Below are 18,322 nucleotides of genomic sequence, written 5' to 3' on the forward strand. Positions count from 1 at the left end.
TTGAAGATCTGATCTGCACCAATGGCGTCTTCGATGGTGACTTTGAGCATACGGCGCGAACTTGGGTCCATGGTGGTTTCCCACAGCTGATCCGGGTTCATTTCGCCCAACCCTTTGTATCGCTGGATGGTGTGGCGCTTGGTGCTTTCGGCCATCAGCCACTCAAGGGCTTCCTTGAACTCGGTGACCTGCTTCTTGCGCTCGCCACGCTGGATGTACGCACCTTCATCCAGCAAGGTGCTCAGTTGGGCCCCCAGGGAAACGACGGTTTTGTAGTCATTGCTGCCGAAAAAGTCGCGGTTGAAGGTGACGTAGTTCGACAAGCCGTGGGAGATCAGCTCGACCTCTGGCAGCCAGACGTTACGTTCACGGTCTTCACGCAGGCTGGCCTTGTAGACCAGGCCGGACTTCTCGACGGTGCGCAAACGCACCTCGTACTGGGCCAGCCAATCCTGCATCGCTGCGTGATCGGACAGCTGTTCCAGGCTGACGGCCGGCAGGTAGATGAAGTGCTCGGTCAGTTCCTGCGGGTACAGGCGCGAAAGACGCTTGAGGGTCTTCATCACCAGACGGAAGTCATTCACCAGACGCTCGAGGGCTTCGCCGGAGATACCCGGTGCTTCCTCGTTCAAGTGCAGGCTCGCATCCTCCAGGGCCGACTGCGTCATGTATTCTTCCATGGCGTCGTCGTCTTTGATGTATTGCTCTTGCTTGCCTTTCTTGACCTTGTACAGCGGCGGCTGAGCGATATAGATGTAGCCACGCTCGATCAGCTCCGGCAACTGACGGAAGAAGAAGGTCAGCAGCAAGGTACGGATGTGCGAACCGTCGACGTCAGCATCGGTCATGATGATGATGTTGTGATAGCGCAGCTTTTCGATGTTGTACTCGTCGCGACCGATGCCACAACCCAGCGCAGTAATCAAGGTGCCTACTTCCTGGGAAGAGATCATCTTGTCGAAACGCGCCTTCTCGACGTTCAGGATCTTGCCCTTGAGGGGCAGAATGGCCTGAGTCTTGCGGTTACGACCCTGCTTGGCGGAGCCGCCAGCGGAGTCACCTTCCACGAGGTACAGTTCAGACAGGGCAGGGTCTTTTTCCTGGCAGTCAGCCAGTTTGCCCGGCAGGCCGGCGATATCCAGCGCACCTTTACGACGGGTCATCTCACGAGCCTTGCGCGCCGCTTCACGGGCACGGGCGGCGTCGATCATCTTGCCGACCACGAGCTTGGCTTCGTTCGGGTTTTCCAGCAGGAAGTCGGAGAAGTACTTGCCCATTTCCTGTTCGACCGCTGTCTTCACTTCGGAAGACACCAGCTTGTCTTTGGTCTGGGAGCTGAACTTCGGATCCGGCACCTTCACCGAAATGATCGCGGTCAGGCCTTCACGGGCATCGTCGCCAGTGGTGGCAACCTTATGCTTCTTCGCCAGGCCTTCGGCTTCGATATAGGTGTTCAGGTTACGCGTCAGTGCGGAACGGAAACCCACCAGGTGAGTACCGCCATCGCGCTGTGGAATGTTGTTGGTGAAGCACAACAGGTTCTCGTTGAAGCTGTCGTTCCACTGCAGGGCGATTTCCACACCTATGCCGTCTTCACGCTGGATGTTGAAGTGGAACACCTGGTTGACCGGAGTCTTGTTGGTGTTCAGGTATTCAACGAACGCACGCAGACCACCTTCGTACTTGAACAGCTCTTCCTTGCCGCTACGCTCGTCCTTGAGGACGATGCCGACACCGGAGTTGAGGAAGGACAGTTCACGAATCCGCTTGGCCAGGATGTCCCAGCTGAAGTGGATGTTCTTGAAGGTCTCGCTGGAAGCCTTGAAGTGGATCTGGGTACCGGTGGTTTCACTGTCACCGACAATCTTCATCGGTTCCTGCGGAACACCATGCACGTAAGTCTGTTCCCAGATCTTGCCACTGCGGCGTACCGTCAGGACCAGCTGTTCGGACAATGCGTTCACAACCGACACACCCACACCGTGCAGACCGCCGGATACCTTGTAGGAGTTGTCGTCGAACTTACCGCCGGCGTGCAGCACGGTCATGATGACCTCGGCTGCCGAAACGCCTTCTTCTTTATGCACGTCTACCGGGATGCCACGGCCGTTGTCGCGAACGGTGATGGATTCATCCGGGTGGATGATGATACTGATGTCGTCGCAGTGGCCGGCCAGCGCTTCGTCGATCGAGTTATCGACCACCTCGAACACCATGTGGTGCAGACCGCTGCCATCGTCGGTGTCACCAATGTACATACCGGGACGTTTGCGTACGGCATCCAGGCCTTTCAGCACCTTAATGCTCGTTGAGTCGTACGTATTTTCTTCGCTCAATGCCTTCACTCCCGATGGTCGTGGGTCTGGGTGATACGGCCCTGTTCCACGTGGAACAGAGCGACTGGCGTTTCCGTCTGCCAGCTTTCCCTCAATAATTCGTGATCTACACAGGTGATAAACACCTGGCAGCGTAAGTCTTCCAGCAAGCGGCAAAGCGCGCGGCGGTGTTGCTCGTCCAGCTCGGACGGCAAGTCATCCACCAGATAAATACACTGACCGCGACGGGCCTGGCTGACCAGGTGCCCCTGGGCAATCCGCAATGCACAGACCACCAGCTTCTGCTGGCCGCGGGACAATATGTCCGCGGCATTATGAGCGCCCAATCTGAGGCGCAAATCAGCGCGTTGTGGTCCGGCCTGGGTATGCCCTATTTGCTGATCCCGCTGAAGGGACCCGGCGAGCACAGCGCTCAACTCACGGTCTTTGTCCCAACCCCGGTAATAGCTGAGCGTTAAGCCCTCGAGCTCAACCAGTTCGCTCAAGGTCTGTTCAAAGACTGGTTTCAAGGCTTTGATGTAAGCGCGGCGGTATTCATCAATTTCAGCACTGGCCTGGCACAGTTCCCTGTCCCAAACCGCTTGCGAAACGGCGTCAAGTGTACCATGCCGCAGCCAAGAGTTTCTCTGGCGCAGGGCCTTCTGCAAGCGTTGCCAGGTGGACATGAAACGGGGCTCCACGTGGAACACGCCCCAGTCGAGAAACTGTCGACGAATCTTCGGCGCGCCTTCCAGCAAGCGAAAACTGTCGGGGTTGATCAACTGCAGCGGCAGGATTTCAGCCAACTGAGCAGCACTACGAGCGTTCTGCCCGTCGATGCGAATCTGAAACTCCCCTTGGCGGTCTCGAGAGATGCCCAACGCACTATGCCCCCCCTCGGCCAGCTCGACCTGCCCGAACACCGTGCACGCCAATTGCTCATACTGAATGACCGGCAAGAGGCGGGTGCTGCGAAACGAACGGGCAAGCCCCAGCAGGTGTATGGCTTCCAGAACACTGGTTTTGCCGCTGCCGTTGGCGCCGTAAAGAATGTTGATTCGGGGAGAGGGAGAGAAGGTCACCGGGTGCAGATTGCGCACCGCGGTGACCGAGACGCGACTTAAAGACATCTAGCTTCTGCTGAGCATGATTACAGACGCATCGGCATGACAACGTAGGCCGAATCGTCATTGTCGGACTCTTGCACCAGCGCACTGCTGTTGGAGTCGGACAAGATCAGACGAACCTGCTCGGTTGTCATCACGCCCAGTACGTCGAGCAAGTAGCTGACGTTGAAGCCGATCTCCAGGGAGCCACCGTTGTATTCAACGCCGACTTCTTCTTCCGCCTCTTCCAGCTCCGGGTTGTTCGCCTGGATCTTTAGCTGACCGTTGGCCAGTTGCAGGCGGATACCGCGGTACTTCTCGTTGGACAGAATCGCGGTGCGGCTGAACGCTTCGCGGAGCGCCTGGCGGTCACCGAGTACCAGCTTGTCGCCGCCTTTGGGTAGAACGCGTTCGTAATCCGGAAATTTACCGTCGACCAGTTTCGAGGTGAAGGTGAACTCGCCGGTGGTGGCGCGAATGTGGTGCTGACCCAGGACAATGCTGACGATGCCATCCGGTTCGGTCAGCAGTCGGGCAAGTTCAAGGATACCTTTGCGCGGAACGATGACCTGATGGCGATCCGGTTGACCGATGTCGGCCTGCATCGAGCACATGGCCAGACGGTGACCGTCGGTAGCAACAGCGCGGATGACACCGGCAGAAACCTCCAGCAGCATACCGTTCAGATAATAACGAACGTCCTGCTGGGCCATGGCGAAACTGGTGCGCTCGATGAGGCGACGCAGTTTGCTTTGTTCCAGGCTGCAGGTCAGCGAACCCGGGCCTTCTTCGACCGTCGGGAAATCGTTGGCCGGCAGGGTCGACAGGGTAAAGCGGCTACGACCGGCCTTTATCACCAGCTTCTGCTCGTCGACCTTGATGTCGATCAGCGCATCGTTCGGCAGGCTTTTGCAGATATCCATCAGTTTGCGCGCAGGCACGGTGATGGAACCTGGTTCGGCAGGCTCTTCGAGTTGAACACGACCGACCAGCTCGACTTCCAGGTCGGTACCGGTCAGCGACAGTTGCTGGCCTTCGACAACCAGCAGCACGTTGGAGAGCACCGGCAAGGTCTGGCGGCGCTCGACGACGCCTGCGACCAGTTGCAGGGGTTTCAACAGGGCTTCGCGTTGAATGGTGAAATGCATGGTCTAGTCCCTTGCCTTAATAAGCTGCGCTGGTGTTCATCAAGTGGTCAGTGTACGCAGCAGGTTCTTGTAGTCCTCGCGGATGTCCGCGTCGGATTCCTTAAGTTCGTTGATCTTGCGGCAGGCGTGCAAAACCGTCGTGTGATCGCGACCGCCAAACACATCGCCAATTTCCGGCAGGCTGTGGTTGGTCAGTTCCTTGGACAACGCCATGGCGACCTGGCGTGGACGGGCGACCGAACGCGAACGGCGTTTGGACAGCAAGTCGGATATCTTGATCTTGTAGTACTCGGCGACCGTGCGCTGAATGTTATCCACAGAGACCAGTTTATCTTGCAGCGCCAACAAGTCTTTGAGGGATTCGCGAATCAACTCGATGGTGATGTCGCGGCCCATGAAGTGAGAGTGGGCAATCACGCGTTTGAGCGCGCCTTCCAGTTCCCGGACGTTGGAGCGAATGCGCTGGGCAATGAAGAACGCCGCATCGTGGGGCAGTTCGACTTTGGCCTGGTCGGCCTTCTTCATCAGGATCGCCACACGGGTTTCCAGCTCCGGCGGCTCGACGGCTACCGTCAGGCCCCAGCCGAAGCGGGATTTGAGGCGCTCTTCAAGGCCTTCGATTTCCTTAGGGTAGCGGTCACTGGTGAGAATGACCTGCTGACCGCCTTCAAGCAGAGCGTTGAAGGTGTGGAAAAACTCTTCCTGGGAACGCTCCTTGCGGGCGAAGAACTGAATATCGTCAATCAGCAATGCATCCACCGAACGGTAGAAACGCTTGAACTCGTTGATCGCGTTCAGTTGCAGGGCCTTGACCATGTCAGCCACAAAGCGCTCGGAATGCAGGTACACAACCTTGGCGTTCGGGTTCTTCTTTAATAGATGGTTACCCACAGCGTGCATCAAGTGGGTTTTACCCAATCCGACACCGCCATAAAGGAAGAGCGGGTTGTAACCATGCTTGGGGTTGTCCGCCACTTGCCAGGCCGCGGCCCGGGCCAGTTGGTTGGACTTGCCCTCAACGAAGTTTTCGAAGGTAAAGGTACGGTTCAGGTAGCTGGTGTGCTTGAGCGCGCCTTCGACCTGCACCGTGCGTTGTTCGGAACGAACCGGTGCCTGCTGGGAGCTGGCGCCCGCCATCGGATCGAAGCTGTCGCGCGATGGCTCTTCTTCAGTAACTTCGGCGACTTTTTGCGTCGCACGCTTGGTCGGTGCCGACGCGGGCGGTGGTGTGCTGACCGGTGCAGCCGCAGCCTGAGCCTGGGATGCCGCAGCCGCCAGCGGAGCATTCGGCGCAGCACGCGGTGCCGAGCTGCGTTTGCTGCCTATTAATAAGGAAAGCGCTGGCGCCATGCCATTGCCATGCTCGTCCAGCAACTCCAGGACGCGGCCCAGGTATTTTTCATTGACCCAGTCCAGCACGAAACGATTGGGCGCATAGACACGCAACTCGTCGCCTTCGGCTTCGACCTGTAGTGGACGGATCCAAGTGTTGAATTGTTGGGCAGGCAGCTCATCGCGCAAAAGCTCCACGCACTGCTGCCAAAGTTCCACTGACACGGATATCCCCTAAGTTGAAAGCCGGTGAGGCAAAAACAAGCGGCCATTGTAGCGACCAGACGCTGACTTATCCACATGAAGCTTGATCACCGGCCAAGAAGAATCAACGCTTTATACGCAAAAAAGACGACCAATGGTCTGTGCATAAGCTCTGTGGATAACCGGGTCTGAGCTCATTGCACAACTGGGGGGGAAACTCGGTGGATAACCTGCTTGTGGATAAGTAGCCCTTTCGCACACAGGTTATCCGACAGTGCAGCACAGGCTGAACACGGTTTTCCACTGTAGTTGTCATTCTCTGTACATCAAGTGTTAAAAGGGCTGAAGGCAGTTATCCACAGATGACCGTGGCCCTAGCTTTTATAAGCTTTACAGAAAAGCTTTAAATACTTTCCTTCTTTAATTTTATGTTTGGCTAAGGGCAGTCGCACCGCAAAACGTCCAGAGATCTATTTATAAGGAAACGTTGGTTGGAAATTGACCTAGAGGCTTGCTTTCTCTAGAATCCCCGGTCTCTTAAAACGGGGGCCATTCCGGCCCGTTGTGGACGAACCAGGTAACACGACAATGAAACGTACTTTCCAACCAAGCACTATCAAACGCGCTCGTACCCACGGTTTCCGTGCTCGCATGGCTACCAAGAACGGTCGTGCCGTCCTGTCGCGTCGTCGCGCCAAAGGTCGTGCGCGTCTGGCAGTTTGATAATCCGGCACTGGAGGTGAGTCAGGACTTCAGTCGGGAAAAGCGTCTGCTTACTCCCCGGCATTTCAAGGCAGTCTTTGACTCCCCTACCGGCAAGGTTCCGGGGAAAAATCTCCTGCTCCTTGCGCGCAACAACGATCTTGATCACCCCCGTCTCGGGCTGGTTATCGGGAAAAAGAGCGTAAAGCTCTCCGTCGAGCGCAATCGCCTCAAACGTCTGATGCGCGAATCGTTTCGCCTGCACCAGGATTCACTGGTCGGCTGGGACATTGTTATCGTCGCGCGCAAAGGTTTGGGTGACGTAGAAAACCCCGAATTGATTCAGCATTTCGGCAAGCTCTGGAAACGACTGGCACGCAGCACGCCGGTACCAGCAGCCAAAACCGAAACTGTAGGGGTAGACAGTCCAGATGCGTAAACTGGCACTCGTTCCGATCCAGTTTTATCGCTATGCCATTAGTCCCCTGATGGCCAATCACTGTCGTTTCTACCCCAGTTGTTCCTGCTACGCGTTAGAAGCCATTGAAAATCATGGCCTTCTGCGCGGTGGCTGGCTGACCTTTCGTCGTTTAGGTCGCTGTCATCCGTGGAATCCCGGTGGTTATGACCCGGTTCCACCTATCCCTACCTCCCGTTCTTCTTCGATGGCCGAGTAATCATGGATATCAAACGCACGATCCTGATCGTCGCCCTGGCAATCGTGTCCTACGTTATGGTTCTTAAATGGAACCAGGACTATGGCCAGGCTGCCCTGCCGACTCAGAATGTTGCTTCCAGTACTTCCGCACCGGGCCTCCCGGATACGGCAACTGGCAATAAAGCGTCCGTCAGTGACGACATTCCGCACGCCGCAAACGATACCAGCGCACCTGCCGAAACTCCGGTAGCGGCGAGCACCGACCTCATCCAGATCAAAACGGATGTGCTCGATCTGGCCATCGATCCACAAGGTGGTGATGTCGCCCAACTGAAATTGCCGCTATATCCACGTCGCCAGGACCATCCGGAAATTCCATTCCAGTTGTTCGATAACGGCAACGAGCGGACTTATCTGGCTCAGAGTGGCTTGATCGGCAGCAACGGCCCGGACGCAAGTCCTGCCGGTCGTCCGGTTTACTCCTCGGAGAAGAAGATCTATCAACTGGCTGACGGTCAGGACCAATTGGTCGTGGACCTGAAGTTCAGCAAGGACGGCGTCAACTACATCAAGCGTTTCACTCTGAAACGCGGCCTGTATGACGTAACCGTTTCCTACCTGATCGACAACGAGAGCACTCAGCCTTGGTCTGGGGCAATGTTCGCGCAATTGAAGCGTGATGCCAGCTCCGATCCGTCGTCCAGCACCGCCACCGGCACTGCGACTTACCTGGGCGCCGCCCTGTGGACAAGTTCCGAGCCGTACAAGAAAGTGTCCATGAAGGACATGGACAAAGGGCAACTCAAAGAAAATGTGACCGGCGGTTGGGTAGCCTGGCTGCAACATTACTTCGTGACTGCCTGGATTCCGGCCAAGGGCGAAAACAATGTCGTCCAGACCCGTAAAGACAGCAAAGGCAATTACATCATTGGTTTCACCGGTCCGTCCTTGACCGTTGCGCCAGGTGCCAAGGCTGAAACCAGCGCTGTTCTGTACGCCGGTCCGAAAAGCCAGGCCGTGCTGAAACAGTTGTCCCCAGGTCTGGAACTGACCGTTGACTACGGCATCCTGTGGTTCATCGCTCAACCGATCTTCTGGTTGCTGCAACATATCCACGCCATTGTGGGTAACTGGGGCTGGTCGATCATCTTCCTGACCATGCTGATCAAAGGGCTTTTCTTCCCGTTGTCGGCCGCCAGCTACAAATCCATGGCTCGTATGCGTGCAGTGGCTCCGAAACTGGCCGCGCTGAAAGAACAACATGGCGACGACCGGCAGAAAATGTCGCAAGCCATGATGGAGCTGTACAAAAAAGAGAAGATCAATCCGCTGGGTGGTTGCTTGCCAATCCTCGTGCAGATGCCGGTTTTCCTTTCCCTGTACTGGGTTCTGCTGGAAAGCGTTGAAATGCGCCAAGCGCCGTTCATGCTGTGGATTACTGACCTGTCGATCAAGGACCCGTTCTTCATTCTGCCGATCATCATGGGTGCAACCATGTTCATCCAGCAGCAGTTGAACCCGACTCCTCCGGATCCGATGCAGGCCAAAGTAATGAAGCTGATGCCAATCATCTTCACCTTCTTCTTCCTGTGGTTCCCGGCTGGTCTGGTGCTGTACTGGGTAGTGAACAACTGCCTGTCCATCGCCCAACAGTGGTACATCACTCGTAAGATCGAAGCAGCTACCAAAGCGGCTGCCTGACTTACACTGTGGATAACCACTCAAGACGCCCCCTAGTGGGGCGTTTTGCTATCTGTCACTTTTGTCTGGATACCGGTTTATGAGCGCTCCTCGTGAAACCATCGCCGCCGTCGCCACCGCTCAGGGTCGCGGAGGCGTTGGCATCGTCCGCATTTCCGGGCCGTTGGCCAACGCTGCGGCCAAGGCCTTCAGTGGTCGTGAGCTCAAGCCAAGATTTGCTCATTACGGACCGTTCCTCGGCGACAATGACGAGGTGCTGGATCAAGGCATCGCGCTGTATTTCCCGGGCCCTAACTCGTTTACTGGTGAAGATGTCCTGGAACTGCAGGGTCACGGCGGCCCTATTGTTCTGGATATGCTGCTCAAGCGCTGCCTGGAGATGGGCTGTCGCCTCGCGCGACCGGGTGAATTCAGTGAGCGCGCTTTCCTGAACGACAAACTCGACCTGGCCCAGGCCGAAGCCATTGCTGACTTGATCGAAGCCAGTTCGGCTCAGGCGGCCCGAAATGCTCTGCGTTCCCTGCAGGGTGCGTTTTCGGCACGTGTGCATAACCTCACCGAACAACTGATCGGCTTGCGGATTTATGTCGAAGCCGCGATCGACTTCCCTGAAGAGGAAATCGACTTCCTGGCCGATGGCCACGTGCTAAGCATGCTCGACAAAGTTCGTGACGAGTTATCCACCGTGATGCGCGAAGCCGGGCAGGGCGCATTGTTGCGTGACGGCATGACGGTTGTGATTGCCGGTCGACCGAATGCCGGTAAATCCAGCCTGCTCAATGCCCTGGCGGGTCGTGAAGCGGCAATCGTCACCGAAATTGCCGGCACCACTCGTGACGTCCTGCGTGAACATATCCACATCGATGGCATGCCCCTGCATGTCGTCGACACCGCGGGACTGCGTGACACCGATGATCATGTGGAAAAGATTGGTGTAGAGCGGGCATTGAAAGCCATTGGCGAGGCTGATCGCGTGCTGCTGGTCGTCGATGCAACGGCCCCGGAAGCGATTGATCCCTTTGCATTGTGGCCGGAATTCCTCGAGACCCGCCCCGATCCGGCCAAGGTCACGCTGATCCGCAACAAGGCTGATCTCACGGGTGAAGCGATCGCCCTGGATGTCAGTGACGATGGCCATGTCACCATCAGTTTGAGCGCCAAGTCCGCTGGCGCAGGCCTGGAGCTGCTGCGCGATCACCTCAAGGCCTGCATGGGTTACGAACAGACTTCGGAAAGCAGCTTCAGTGCACGCCGGCGACATCTAGAGGCTTTACGACATGCCAGTGCTTCCCTCGAGCACGGTCGCGCTCAACTGACATTGGCGGGCGCTGGGGAATTGCTTGCCGAAGATTTGCGCCTGGCTCAGCAATTTCTGGGCGAAATCACTGGCGCCTTCAGCTCCGATGACTTGTTGGGCCGGATCTTCTCCAGCTTCTGCATCGGTAAATAGCCACCTCGTTGTCCACAGACAGGCCATTCGTGCCTGTCTGTTCTCTCCCTTTTTCACACCATCCTGCTATGCCGAGCGGAATTCTTTCTGCTCAGGCGGATTTTCTGTGCCCTGGATTCCTTCAATCCGCCGTTTTCTGTGGATTAAGCCCTGTGAATAACCGCCGCTAAGGGCAGTTGATAACAGGGCCTCAAAACTGGAGATAACCGCCTCTGTGGATAACCACCACTTTAATCCACAGGCTTACACCGGTTATCCAAGGGCCTCCTTGGCACATGACCACAGGGTTTTGAATCTCTGTACACATTGGAAATAAAGGCCTGTATCAATCTATCCACAGAAATGTCGGTCAGTAGAAATAAACATAAAAACAAAGATTTAATAAATTTCTCTCTTTTTAATTTCTATAACTCCGACTTCTCCACAGCTGGTTAAATTTTGTGCAAAGGGTTCTTTAGGAAGGGCGAAGTCCCTATACTTGTCGACCAGGTCCGAAAACCTGAGCTCAAACTATTCCTGAATTACCTACTTAAGCAGGCACGAGGTGCGTGGTGGATTTCCCTTCCCGTTTTGAAGTGATCGTCATCGGCGGCGGTCATGCCGGTACCGAGGCAGCACTGGCCTCAGCACGTATGGGGGTCAAAACCCTGTTGCTGACGCATAACGTGGAAACCCTCGGTGCCATGAGCTGCAACCCCGCCATTGGCGGTATTGGCAAAAGTCATCTGGTCAAGGAAATCGACGCCCTGGGCGGTGCGATGGCCATGGCTACCGACAAAGGCGGTATCCAGTTTCGCGTATTGAACAGTCGCAAAGGCCCGGCCGTACGAGCGACTCGTGCTCAGGCAGACCGGATTCTGTATAAGGCCGCTGTCCGCGAAATCCTGGAAAACCAGCCGAACCTGTGGATATTTCAACAGGCTGCGGACGATCTGATCGTCGAGCAGGAGCAAGTGCGCGGTGTGGTTACCCAAATGGGCCTGCGTTTCCTGGCGGACTCGGTGGTTTTGACCACAGGCACGTTCCTCGGTGGACTTATCCACATCGGCATGCAGAATTTCTCCGGTGGTCGCGCTGGTGATCCGCCATCGATTGCGCTGGCTCATCGCCTGCGTGAACTGCCACTGCGCGTTGGTCGCCTGAAAACCGGTACACCACCGCGCATCGATGCCCGGTCTGTGGATTTCTCGGTGATGACCGAGCAAGCCGGCGATACGCCGATCCCGGTGATGTCATTCATGGGGACCAAAGAACAGCATCCGCGGCAGATCAGTTGCTGGATTACCCACACCAACGCCCGCACCCACGAAATCATTGCCGCGAACCTCGATCGTTCGCCGATGTATTCCGGTGTGATCGAAGGTATCGGCCCGCGTTATTGCCCGTCGATCGAAGACAAGATCCATCGCTTTGCCGACAAGGAAAGCCATCAGGTCTTCATCGAACCGGAGGGGTTGACCACAAACGAGCTGTACCCGAACGGGATATCCACATCCTTGCCGTTCGACGTCCAGCTGCAGATCGTGCAGTCGATTCGTGGCATGGAAAACGCACACATCGTGCGTCCTGGCTACGCCATCGAGTACGACTATTTCGACCCGCGCGACCTGAAATACAGCCTGGAAACCAAGGTGATCGGCGGTCTGTTTTTCGCCGGTCAGATCAATGGCACCACCGGTTACGAAGAGGCCGGCGCCCAGGGCTTGCTGGCCGGAACCAACGCTGCACTGCGTGCGCAAGGAAAAGATGCCTGGTGCCCGCGTCGCGATGAGGCCTACATCGGTGTGCTGGTCGATGACCTGATTACCCTCGGTACTCAAGAACCGTATCGGATGTTCACTTCTCGTGCCGAATACCGTTTGATCCTGCGCGAAGACAACGCCGATCTGCGCTTGACCGAAAAAGGTCGCGAACTGGGTCTGGTGGATGACGTGCGCTGGGCGGCCTTCTGCAAAAAACGCGAAAGCATCGAACTGGAAGAGCAGCGCCTGAAAAGCACCTGGGTACGCCCGGGCACCGAGCAAGGTGATGCTATTTCGGAAAAATTCGGTACGCCGCTGACCCACGAATACAACTTGCTGAACCTCTTGAGCCGTCCGGAAATCGACTACGCTGGTCTGATCGCCGTGACCGGTGGGGGTGCAGAAGATCCACAGGTCGCCGAACAGGTCGAAATCAAGACCAAGTACGCCGGTTACATTGATCGCCAACAGGATGAAATTGCTCGTCTACGGGCCAGTGAAGACACCAAACTGCCTGTGGATATCGATTACACGAACATTTCCGGTCTCTCCAAAGAGATCCAGAGCAAGCTCGGCGCGACCCGCCCAGAAACCCTGGGTCAGGCCTCGCGTATTCCGGGCGTCACGCCGGCAGCCATTTCGCTGTTGATGATTCATTTGAAAAAACGCGGCGCGGGCCGTCAGTTGGAGCAAAGCGCTTGAGTTCGTTGGTCACCTCGCAACATGCAGAAGAGTTATCCACAGGTGCTCGCCAGCTCGGTGTCGCTCTGACTGAAACCCAGCACGCGCAGCTGCTGGGATATCTGGCCCTGTTGATCAAATGGAACAAGGCTTACAACCTGACCGCCGTGCGCGATCCGGACGAAATGGTGTCCCGTCACTTGCTCGATAGCCTGAGCGTGATGTCGTTCATCGAAAACGGTCGCTGGCTCGACGTGGGCAGCGGCGGCGGCATGCCGGGCATTCCATTGGCGATCCTGTTTCCAGAGTCCCAAGTGACTTGCCTGGACAGCAACGGCAAGAAAACCCGCTTCCTGACCCAGGTCAAACTCGAACTCAAACTGGATAACCTGCAAGTTATCCACAGTCGCGTCGAAGCCTTCCAGCCTGCTCAGCCATTCAACGGGATCATTTCCCGGGCGTTCAGCAGCATGGAGAACTTCACCAACTGGACTCGCCACCTCGGCGACACCGAAACACGTTGGCTGGCAATGAAGGGCGTTCATCCCGCCGATGAGCTGGTAGCATTGCCGGCAGACTTCCACCTCGATAGCGAACACGCCCTGGCCGTACCCGGTTGCCAAGGCCAACGCCATCTGCTGATACTGCGCCGCACGGCATGATTGGGAACACAAGCAAGAATGGCTAAGGTATTCGCGATAGCGAACCAAAAGGGTGGTGTGGGCAAGACCACCACCTGCATCAACCTCGCAGCATCCCTGGTCGCGACCAAGCGCCGGGTATTGCTGATCGATCTCGATCCACAGGGCAACGCCACCATGGGAAGCGGTGTGGATAAACACGGTCTGGAAAACTCGGTCTACGACCTGTTGATCGGCGAATGCGACCTGGCCCAGGCCATGCATTTCTCCGAACACGGTGGTTACCAGTTGTTGCCGGCCAACCGCGACCTGACCGCCGCCGAAGTGGTTCTGCTGGAAATGCAGATGAAGGAAAGCCGCCTGCGCAGTGCGTTGGCGCCGATCCGCGAAAACTACGATTACATCTTGATCGACTGCCCGCCGTCGCTGTCGATGCTGACGCTGAACGCACTTGTCGCGGCCGATGGGGTCATTATCCCCATGCAGTGCGAGTACTTCGCGCTGGAAGGGTTGAGCGACCTTGTGGATAACATCAAGCGTATCGCCGAGTTGCTGAACCCCGATCTCAAGGTCGAAGGACTGCTGCGCACGATGTATGACCCGCGCCTGAGCCTGATGAACGATGTGTCGGCGCAGCTCAAGGAACACTTCGGTGATCAGCTTTACGACACCGTCATTCCACGCAATATCCGTCTGGCCGAAGCCCCAAGCTACGGCATGCCGGCGCTGGCGTATGACAAATCATCGCGTGGCGCCGTTGCCTACCTGGCTCTGGCGGGCGAAATGGTTCGTCGTCAACGCAAAAACTCACGCATCGCCGCTGCCCAGCCAACTTAAGGAATCCCCATGGCCGTCAAGAAACGAGGTCTCGGACGTGGACTGGATGCACTGCTGAGTGGTCCGACTGTCAGCGCGCTGGAAGAACAAGCGATACAAGCCGATCAACGCGAGCTGCAACATCTGCCGCTGGATCTGCTCCAGCGTGGCAAGTATCAGCCTCGCCGCGACATGGATGCTCAGGCGCTCGAAGAGCTGGCGCAGTCGATCAAGGCCCAGGGCGTCATGCAACCGATCGTGGTGCGCCCGATCGGGGGTGGCCGTTTCGAAATCATCGCCGGTGAACGCCGTTGGCGCGCCAGTCAGCAGGCCGGTCAGGAAACGATCCCGGCAATGGTCCGCGATGTACCGGACGAAACCGCGATCGCCATTGCGCTAATCGAGAACATCCAGCGCGAAGACCTCAATCCGATCGAGGAAGCGGTAGCCCTGCAGCGTTTGCAGCAGGAATTCCAGTTGACCCAGCAACAGGTGGCCGAAGCGGTGGGCAAGTCCCGAGTGACCGTGGCCAATTTGTTGCGCCTGATTTCTTTGCCGGAAGTCATCAAGACGATGTTGTCTCACGGTGATCTGGAAATGGGTCATGCACGCGCTTTGCTCGGTTTGCCGGACAATCAACAGGTTGAAGGGGCGCGACATGTTGTCGCACGCGGGCTGACAGTGCGCCAAACTGAGGCACTGGTTCGCCAGTGGTTGAGTGGTAAACCGGAGCCTGTTGAACCGGTAAAACCGGACCCGGATATCGCTCGTCTGGAGCAGCGCCTGGCCGAGCGCCTAGGCTCTGCGGTGCAGATTCGCCACGGTAAGAAGGGGAAAGGGCAGTTGGTAATTGGCTACAACTCCCTGGATGAGCTACAAGGTGTACTCGCTCATATTCGCTGAAACATTTCCTCATGTAGCGCGCAGTCGGAAATCACTACCTGATAGTTGAATAGGGGCTGAACCGCCCCTATACTCTGCGCGCATTTTGTCGGCACAAATTATGCCAAGTTGTTGCATTCTGGCAGCCGACCATTGGAGAGCAATAGTGATGGAAACCCGCACGCCAAACCGCTTGCCGTTCCATCGTCTGGCAGTTTTTCCGGTGTTAATGGCTCAATTTGTCATTTTGCTCATTGCCGCTTTGGCGCTCTGGCAATGGTATGGAGTCGTTGCCGGGTACTCGGGACTTTGCGGAGGCCTGATAGCCTTGCTGCCCAATGTTTATTTCGCTCACAGGGCATTTCGGTTTTCCGGCGCCCGAGCAGCTCAAGCCATCGTCCGGTCTTTTTATGCCGGTGAGGCGGGCAAACTGATTTTGACGGCAGTGCTCTTTGCATTGACGTTTGCAGGTGTGAAGCCATTGGCGCCGCTAGCTGTATTCGGCGTCTTCGTGTTGACCCAACTGGTCAGCTGGTTCGCGCCCCTGCTGATGAGAACAAGACTTTCGAGACCTTAGGGCGTTTGAGGCAACCATGGCAGAAACAACCGCTTCGGGCTATATCCAGCACCACTTGCAGAACCTGACTTTCGGTCAGCACCCTACCGGCGGCTGGGGCTTTGCCCACACCGCAGCAGAAGCCAAGGAAATGGGCTTCTGGGCTTTCCACGTCGATACTCTCGGCTGGTCGGTCGCACTGGGTCTGATTTTCGTTCTTCTTTTCCGCATGGCGGCCAAGAAGGCGACTTCCGGTCAGCCAGGGGCTTTGCAAAACTTCGTTGAAGTATTGGTCGAATTCGTTGATGGCAGCGTGAAAGACAGCTTCCATGGCCGTAGCCCGGTGATTGCGCCGCTGGCACTGACCATCTTCGTCTGGGTGTTTCTGATGAACGCCGTCGACCTGGTACCGGTCGACTGGATTCCTCAGTTGGCCATCCTGATCTCCGGCGACCACCACATCCCGTTCCGCGCCGTGTCGACCACCGACCCGAACGCAACTCTGGGTATGGCGTTCTCGGTTTTCGCACTGATCATTTTCTATAGCATCAAGGTCAAGGGCCTCGGCGGCTTCATCGGCGAGCTGACCCTGCACCCGTTCGGCAGCAAGAACATCTTCGTTCAAGCCCTGCTGATCCCGGTGAACTTCCTGCTGGAGTTCGTGACCCTGATCGCAAAACCGATCTCCCTGGCTCTGCGTCTGTTCGGCAACATGTACGCCGGCGAGCTGGTGTTCATTCTGATCGCCGTGATGTTCGGCAGCGGTCTGCTCTGGCTCAGTGGCCTGGGCGTAGTTCTGCAGTGGGCGTGGGCTGTGTTCCACATCCTGATCATCACCCTGCAGGCGTTCATCTTCATGATGTTGACCATCGTTTACCTGTCGATGGCGCACGAAGAAAACCATTAAGACCAGTCTCGACTAGTCTGATGTCCCTCCCGGTCAAACGGGAGGGTGCTCCTCACGGGGCATCTGAAACGATTTGTTTTACCGCTTTAATCTAAAAAACCTAAACCATACGACGTAAAAGTCGGGAGGAAAGATGGAAACTGTAGTTGGTCTAACCGCTATCGCTGTTGCACTGTTGATCGGCCTGGGCGCACTGGGTACCGCAATTGGTTTCGGCCTGCTGGGCGGCAAGTTCCTGGAAGGCGCAGCGCGTCAGCCAGAAATGGTTCCAATGCTGCAAGTTAAAATGTTCATCGTTGCCGGTCTGCTCGACGCCGTAACCATGATCGGTGTTGGTATCGCTCTGTTCTTCACCTTTGCGAACCCGTTCGTTGGTCAGATCGCTGGCTAATTACTCGGATCTTCCGAGTAATTTGGTGTGATGGACAACGTAACTGCGAGGTGTTGGCGTGAACATTAATGCGACCCTGATTGGCCAGTCCGTTGCGTTCCTGATTTTTGTACTGTTCTGCATGAAGTTCGTATGGCCTCCGGTCATCACGGCTCTGCACGAACGTCAAAAGAAGATCGCGGATGGACTGGACGCTGCCAGCCGAGCAGCTCGCGACCTGGAGTTGGCCCAAGAGAAAGCGGGTCAACAACTGCGCGAAGCGAAAGCTCAGGCAGCTGAAATCATCGAGCAAGCCAAGAAGCGCGGTTCTCAGATCGTCGACGAAGCCCGTGAACAGGCTCGCGTCGAAGCTGACCGTGTGAAGGCTCAGGCTCAGGCCGAGATCGAACAGGAACTGAATAGCGTCAAAGACGCGCTGCGCGCCCAAGTGGGTAGCCTGGCCGTTGGCGGTGCCGCGAAGATCCTGGGTGCCACAATCGATCAAAACGCGCACGCAGAGCTGGTTAACCAACTGGCTGCTGAAATCTAAGCGAGGGCGATCATGGCAGAACTGACCACGTTGGCCCGACCTTACGCTAAGGCGGCCTTCGAGCACGCTCAGGCCCACCAGCAACTGGCCAATTGGTCAGCCATGCTCGGCCTGGCAGCAGCGGTGTCGCAAGACGACACCATGCTGCGCGTGCTCAAGGCCCCGCGACTGACGAGCGCAGAAAAGGCCGCCACGTTCATTGACGTGTGCGGCGACAAGTTCGATGCCAAGGCACAGAATTTCATCCACGTCGTTGCCGAAAACGACCGTCTCCCGCTGTTGCCGGAGATTGCCGCCCTGTTCGACCTGTACAAGGCCGAGCAGGAGAAGTCGGTAGATGTGGAAGTGACCAGTGCATTTGCATTGAACCAAGAACAGCAAGACAAACTCGCCAAGGTTCTCAGTGCACGACTCAACCGGGAAGTGCGCCTGCAAGTCGAGGAAGACAGTTCCCTTATTGGGGGTGTTGTCATCCGCGCCGGCGACCTGGTTATCGATGGCTCGATTCGCGGCAAAATCGCGAAACTTGCCGAAGCATTGAAATCTTGAGTTTGAAGGGGC

Annotated in this window: 18 protein-coding genes (1 of these 18 cut by a window edge); 14 read left to right on the forward strand and 4 right to left on the reverse strand. The window is 56.6% G+C overall.

The features are described 5' to 3' along the window. The 4 genes in view from gyrB to dnaA are tightly spaced (at most 39 nt apart) and all read right to left on the reverse strand, a layout consistent with a single transcriptional unit that may run on beyond the window. Positions 1-2,336 carry the 5' portion of a DNA topoisomerase (ATP-hydrolyzing) subunit B gene (gyrB, locus tag JQF37_RS05450; RefSeq protein WP_130210953.1) on the reverse strand. It extends 82 nt beyond the left edge of the window, so 2,336 of the gene's 2,418 nt are visible here — the first part of the coding sequence; it begins with the start codon at positions 2,334-2,336; its stop codon lies beyond the left edge, outside the window. Between the two features lie 5 nt (positions 2,337-2,341). Next, positions 2,342-3,445, reverse strand: coding sequence for a DNA replication/repair protein RecF (gene recF, locus JQF37_RS05455; RefSeq protein ID WP_130210952.1), 1,104 nt, complete (start codon positions 3,443-3,445; stop codon positions 2,342-2,344). A 20-nt stretch (positions 3,446-3,465) separates the two neighbouring features. After that, entirely contained in the window at positions 3,466-4,569 is a 1,104-nt protein-coding gene (gene dnaN, locus JQF37_RS05460; protein WP_130210951.1) for a DNA polymerase III subunit beta, read from the reverse strand. Between the two features lie 39 nt (positions 4,570-4,608). After that, complete coding sequence (dnaA, locus tag JQF37_RS05465; protein ID WP_130210950.1) at positions 4,609-6,126, reverse strand: chromosomal replication initiator protein DnaA; 1,518 nt, start codon at positions 6,124-6,126, stop codon at positions 4,609-4,611. A gap of 567 nt (positions 6,127-6,693) precedes the next feature. On the opposite strand from dnaA, the gene rpmH reads away from it, so the two are divergent. The 14 genes from rpmH (at position 6,694) to JQF37_RS05535 (ending at position 18,310) form a co-directional block, all read left to right on the forward strand. After that, positions 6,694-6,828, forward strand: coding sequence for a 50S ribosomal protein L34 (rpmH, locus tag JQF37_RS05470; RefSeq protein ID WP_003213577.1), 135 nt, complete (start codon positions 6,694-6,696; stop codon positions 6,826-6,828). Between the two features lie 16 nt (positions 6,829-6,844). After that, complete coding sequence (rnpA, locus tag JQF37_RS05475; protein ID WP_204149576.1) at positions 6,845-7,246, forward strand: ribonuclease P protein component; 402 nt, start codon at positions 6,845-6,847, stop codon at positions 7,244-7,246. Then, entirely contained in the window at positions 7,239-7,484 is a 246-nt protein-coding gene (yidD, locus tag JQF37_RS05480; RefSeq protein WP_003213574.1) for a membrane protein insertion efficiency factor YidD, read from the forward strand. Before rnpA ends, yidD begins: the two co-directional genes overlap by 8 nt. 2 nt (positions 7,485-7,486) lie before the next feature. Continuing rightward, complete coding sequence (gene yidC, locus JQF37_RS05485) at positions 7,487-9,166, forward strand: membrane protein insertase YidC (protein WP_130210948.1); 1,680 nt, start codon at positions 7,487-7,489, stop codon at positions 9,164-9,166. A gap of 79 nt (positions 9,167-9,245) precedes the next feature. After that, on the forward strand, positions 9,246-10,616 hold the full coding sequence (gene mnmE / locus JQF37_RS05490; RefSeq protein WP_130210947.1) for a tRNA uridine-5-carboxymethylaminomethyl(34) synthesis GTPase MnmE: 1,371 nt from the start codon (positions 9,246-9,248) through the stop codon (positions 10,614-10,616). A 551-nt stretch (positions 10,617-11,167) separates the two neighbouring features. Continuing rightward, a complete protein-coding gene (mnmG, locus tag JQF37_RS05495) occupies positions 11,168-13,060 on the forward strand; it encodes a tRNA uridine-5-carboxymethylaminomethyl(34) synthesis enzyme MnmG (RefSeq protein ID WP_130210946.1) in 1,893 nt (630 codons plus the stop codon). Beyond that, positions 13,057-13,701, forward strand: coding sequence for a 16S rRNA (guanine(527)-N(7))-methyltransferase RsmG (gene rsmG / locus JQF37_RS05500; RefSeq protein WP_090466262.1), 645 nt, complete (start codon positions 13,057-13,059; stop codon positions 13,699-13,701). The genes mnmG and rsmG overlap by 4 nt, the downstream gene beginning before the upstream one ends. Before the next feature lie 18 nt (positions 13,702-13,719). Continuing rightward, positions 13,720-14,517, forward strand: coding sequence for a ParA family protein (locus JQF37_RS05505; protein WP_130210945.1), 798 nt, complete (start codon positions 13,720-13,722; stop codon positions 14,515-14,517). A gap of 9 nt (positions 14,518-14,526) precedes the next feature. Further along, positions 14,527-15,399: a ParB/RepB/Spo0J family partition protein gene (locus JQF37_RS05510; RefSeq protein ID WP_047535612.1), complete on the forward strand. Its 873-nt coding sequence runs from the start codon at positions 14,527-14,529 to the stop codon at positions 15,397-15,399. Between the two features lie 148 nt (positions 15,400-15,547). Further along, positions 15,548-15,955: a F0F1 ATP synthase subunit I gene (locus JQF37_RS05515; protein WP_047535609.1), complete on the forward strand. Its 408-nt coding sequence runs from the start codon at positions 15,548-15,550 to the stop codon at positions 15,953-15,955. A 16-nt stretch (positions 15,956-15,971) separates the two neighbouring features. Then, positions 15,972-16,841, forward strand: a complete 870-nt coding sequence (gene atpB / locus JQF37_RS05520) for a F0F1 ATP synthase subunit A (protein WP_007969902.1) — start codon at positions 15,972-15,974, stop codon at positions 16,839-16,841. 133 nt (positions 16,842-16,974) lie between these two features. Further along, complete coding sequence (gene atpE, locus JQF37_RS05525) at positions 16,975-17,232, forward strand: F0F1 ATP synthase subunit C (protein ID WP_003097235.1); 258 nt, start codon at positions 16,975-16,977, stop codon at positions 17,230-17,232. A gap of 58 nt (positions 17,233-17,290) precedes the next feature. Next, positions 17,291-17,761, forward strand: a complete 471-nt coding sequence (locus JQF37_RS05530) for a F0F1 ATP synthase subunit B (RefSeq protein WP_090326939.1) — start codon at positions 17,291-17,293, stop codon at positions 17,759-17,761. A gap of 12 nt (positions 17,762-17,773) precedes the next feature. Next, on the forward strand, positions 17,774-18,310 hold the full coding sequence (locus JQF37_RS05535; protein WP_090326933.1) for a F0F1 ATP synthase subunit delta: 537 nt from the start codon (positions 17,774-17,776) through the stop codon (positions 18,308-18,310). Positions 18,311-18,322 lie beyond the last annotated feature (12 nt).

The organism is Pseudomonas sp. MIL9, assembly GCF_016887925.1.
GTDB lineage: Bacteria > Pseudomonadota > Gammaproteobacteria > Pseudomonadales > Pseudomonadaceae > Aquipseudomonas > Aquipseudomonas mohnii.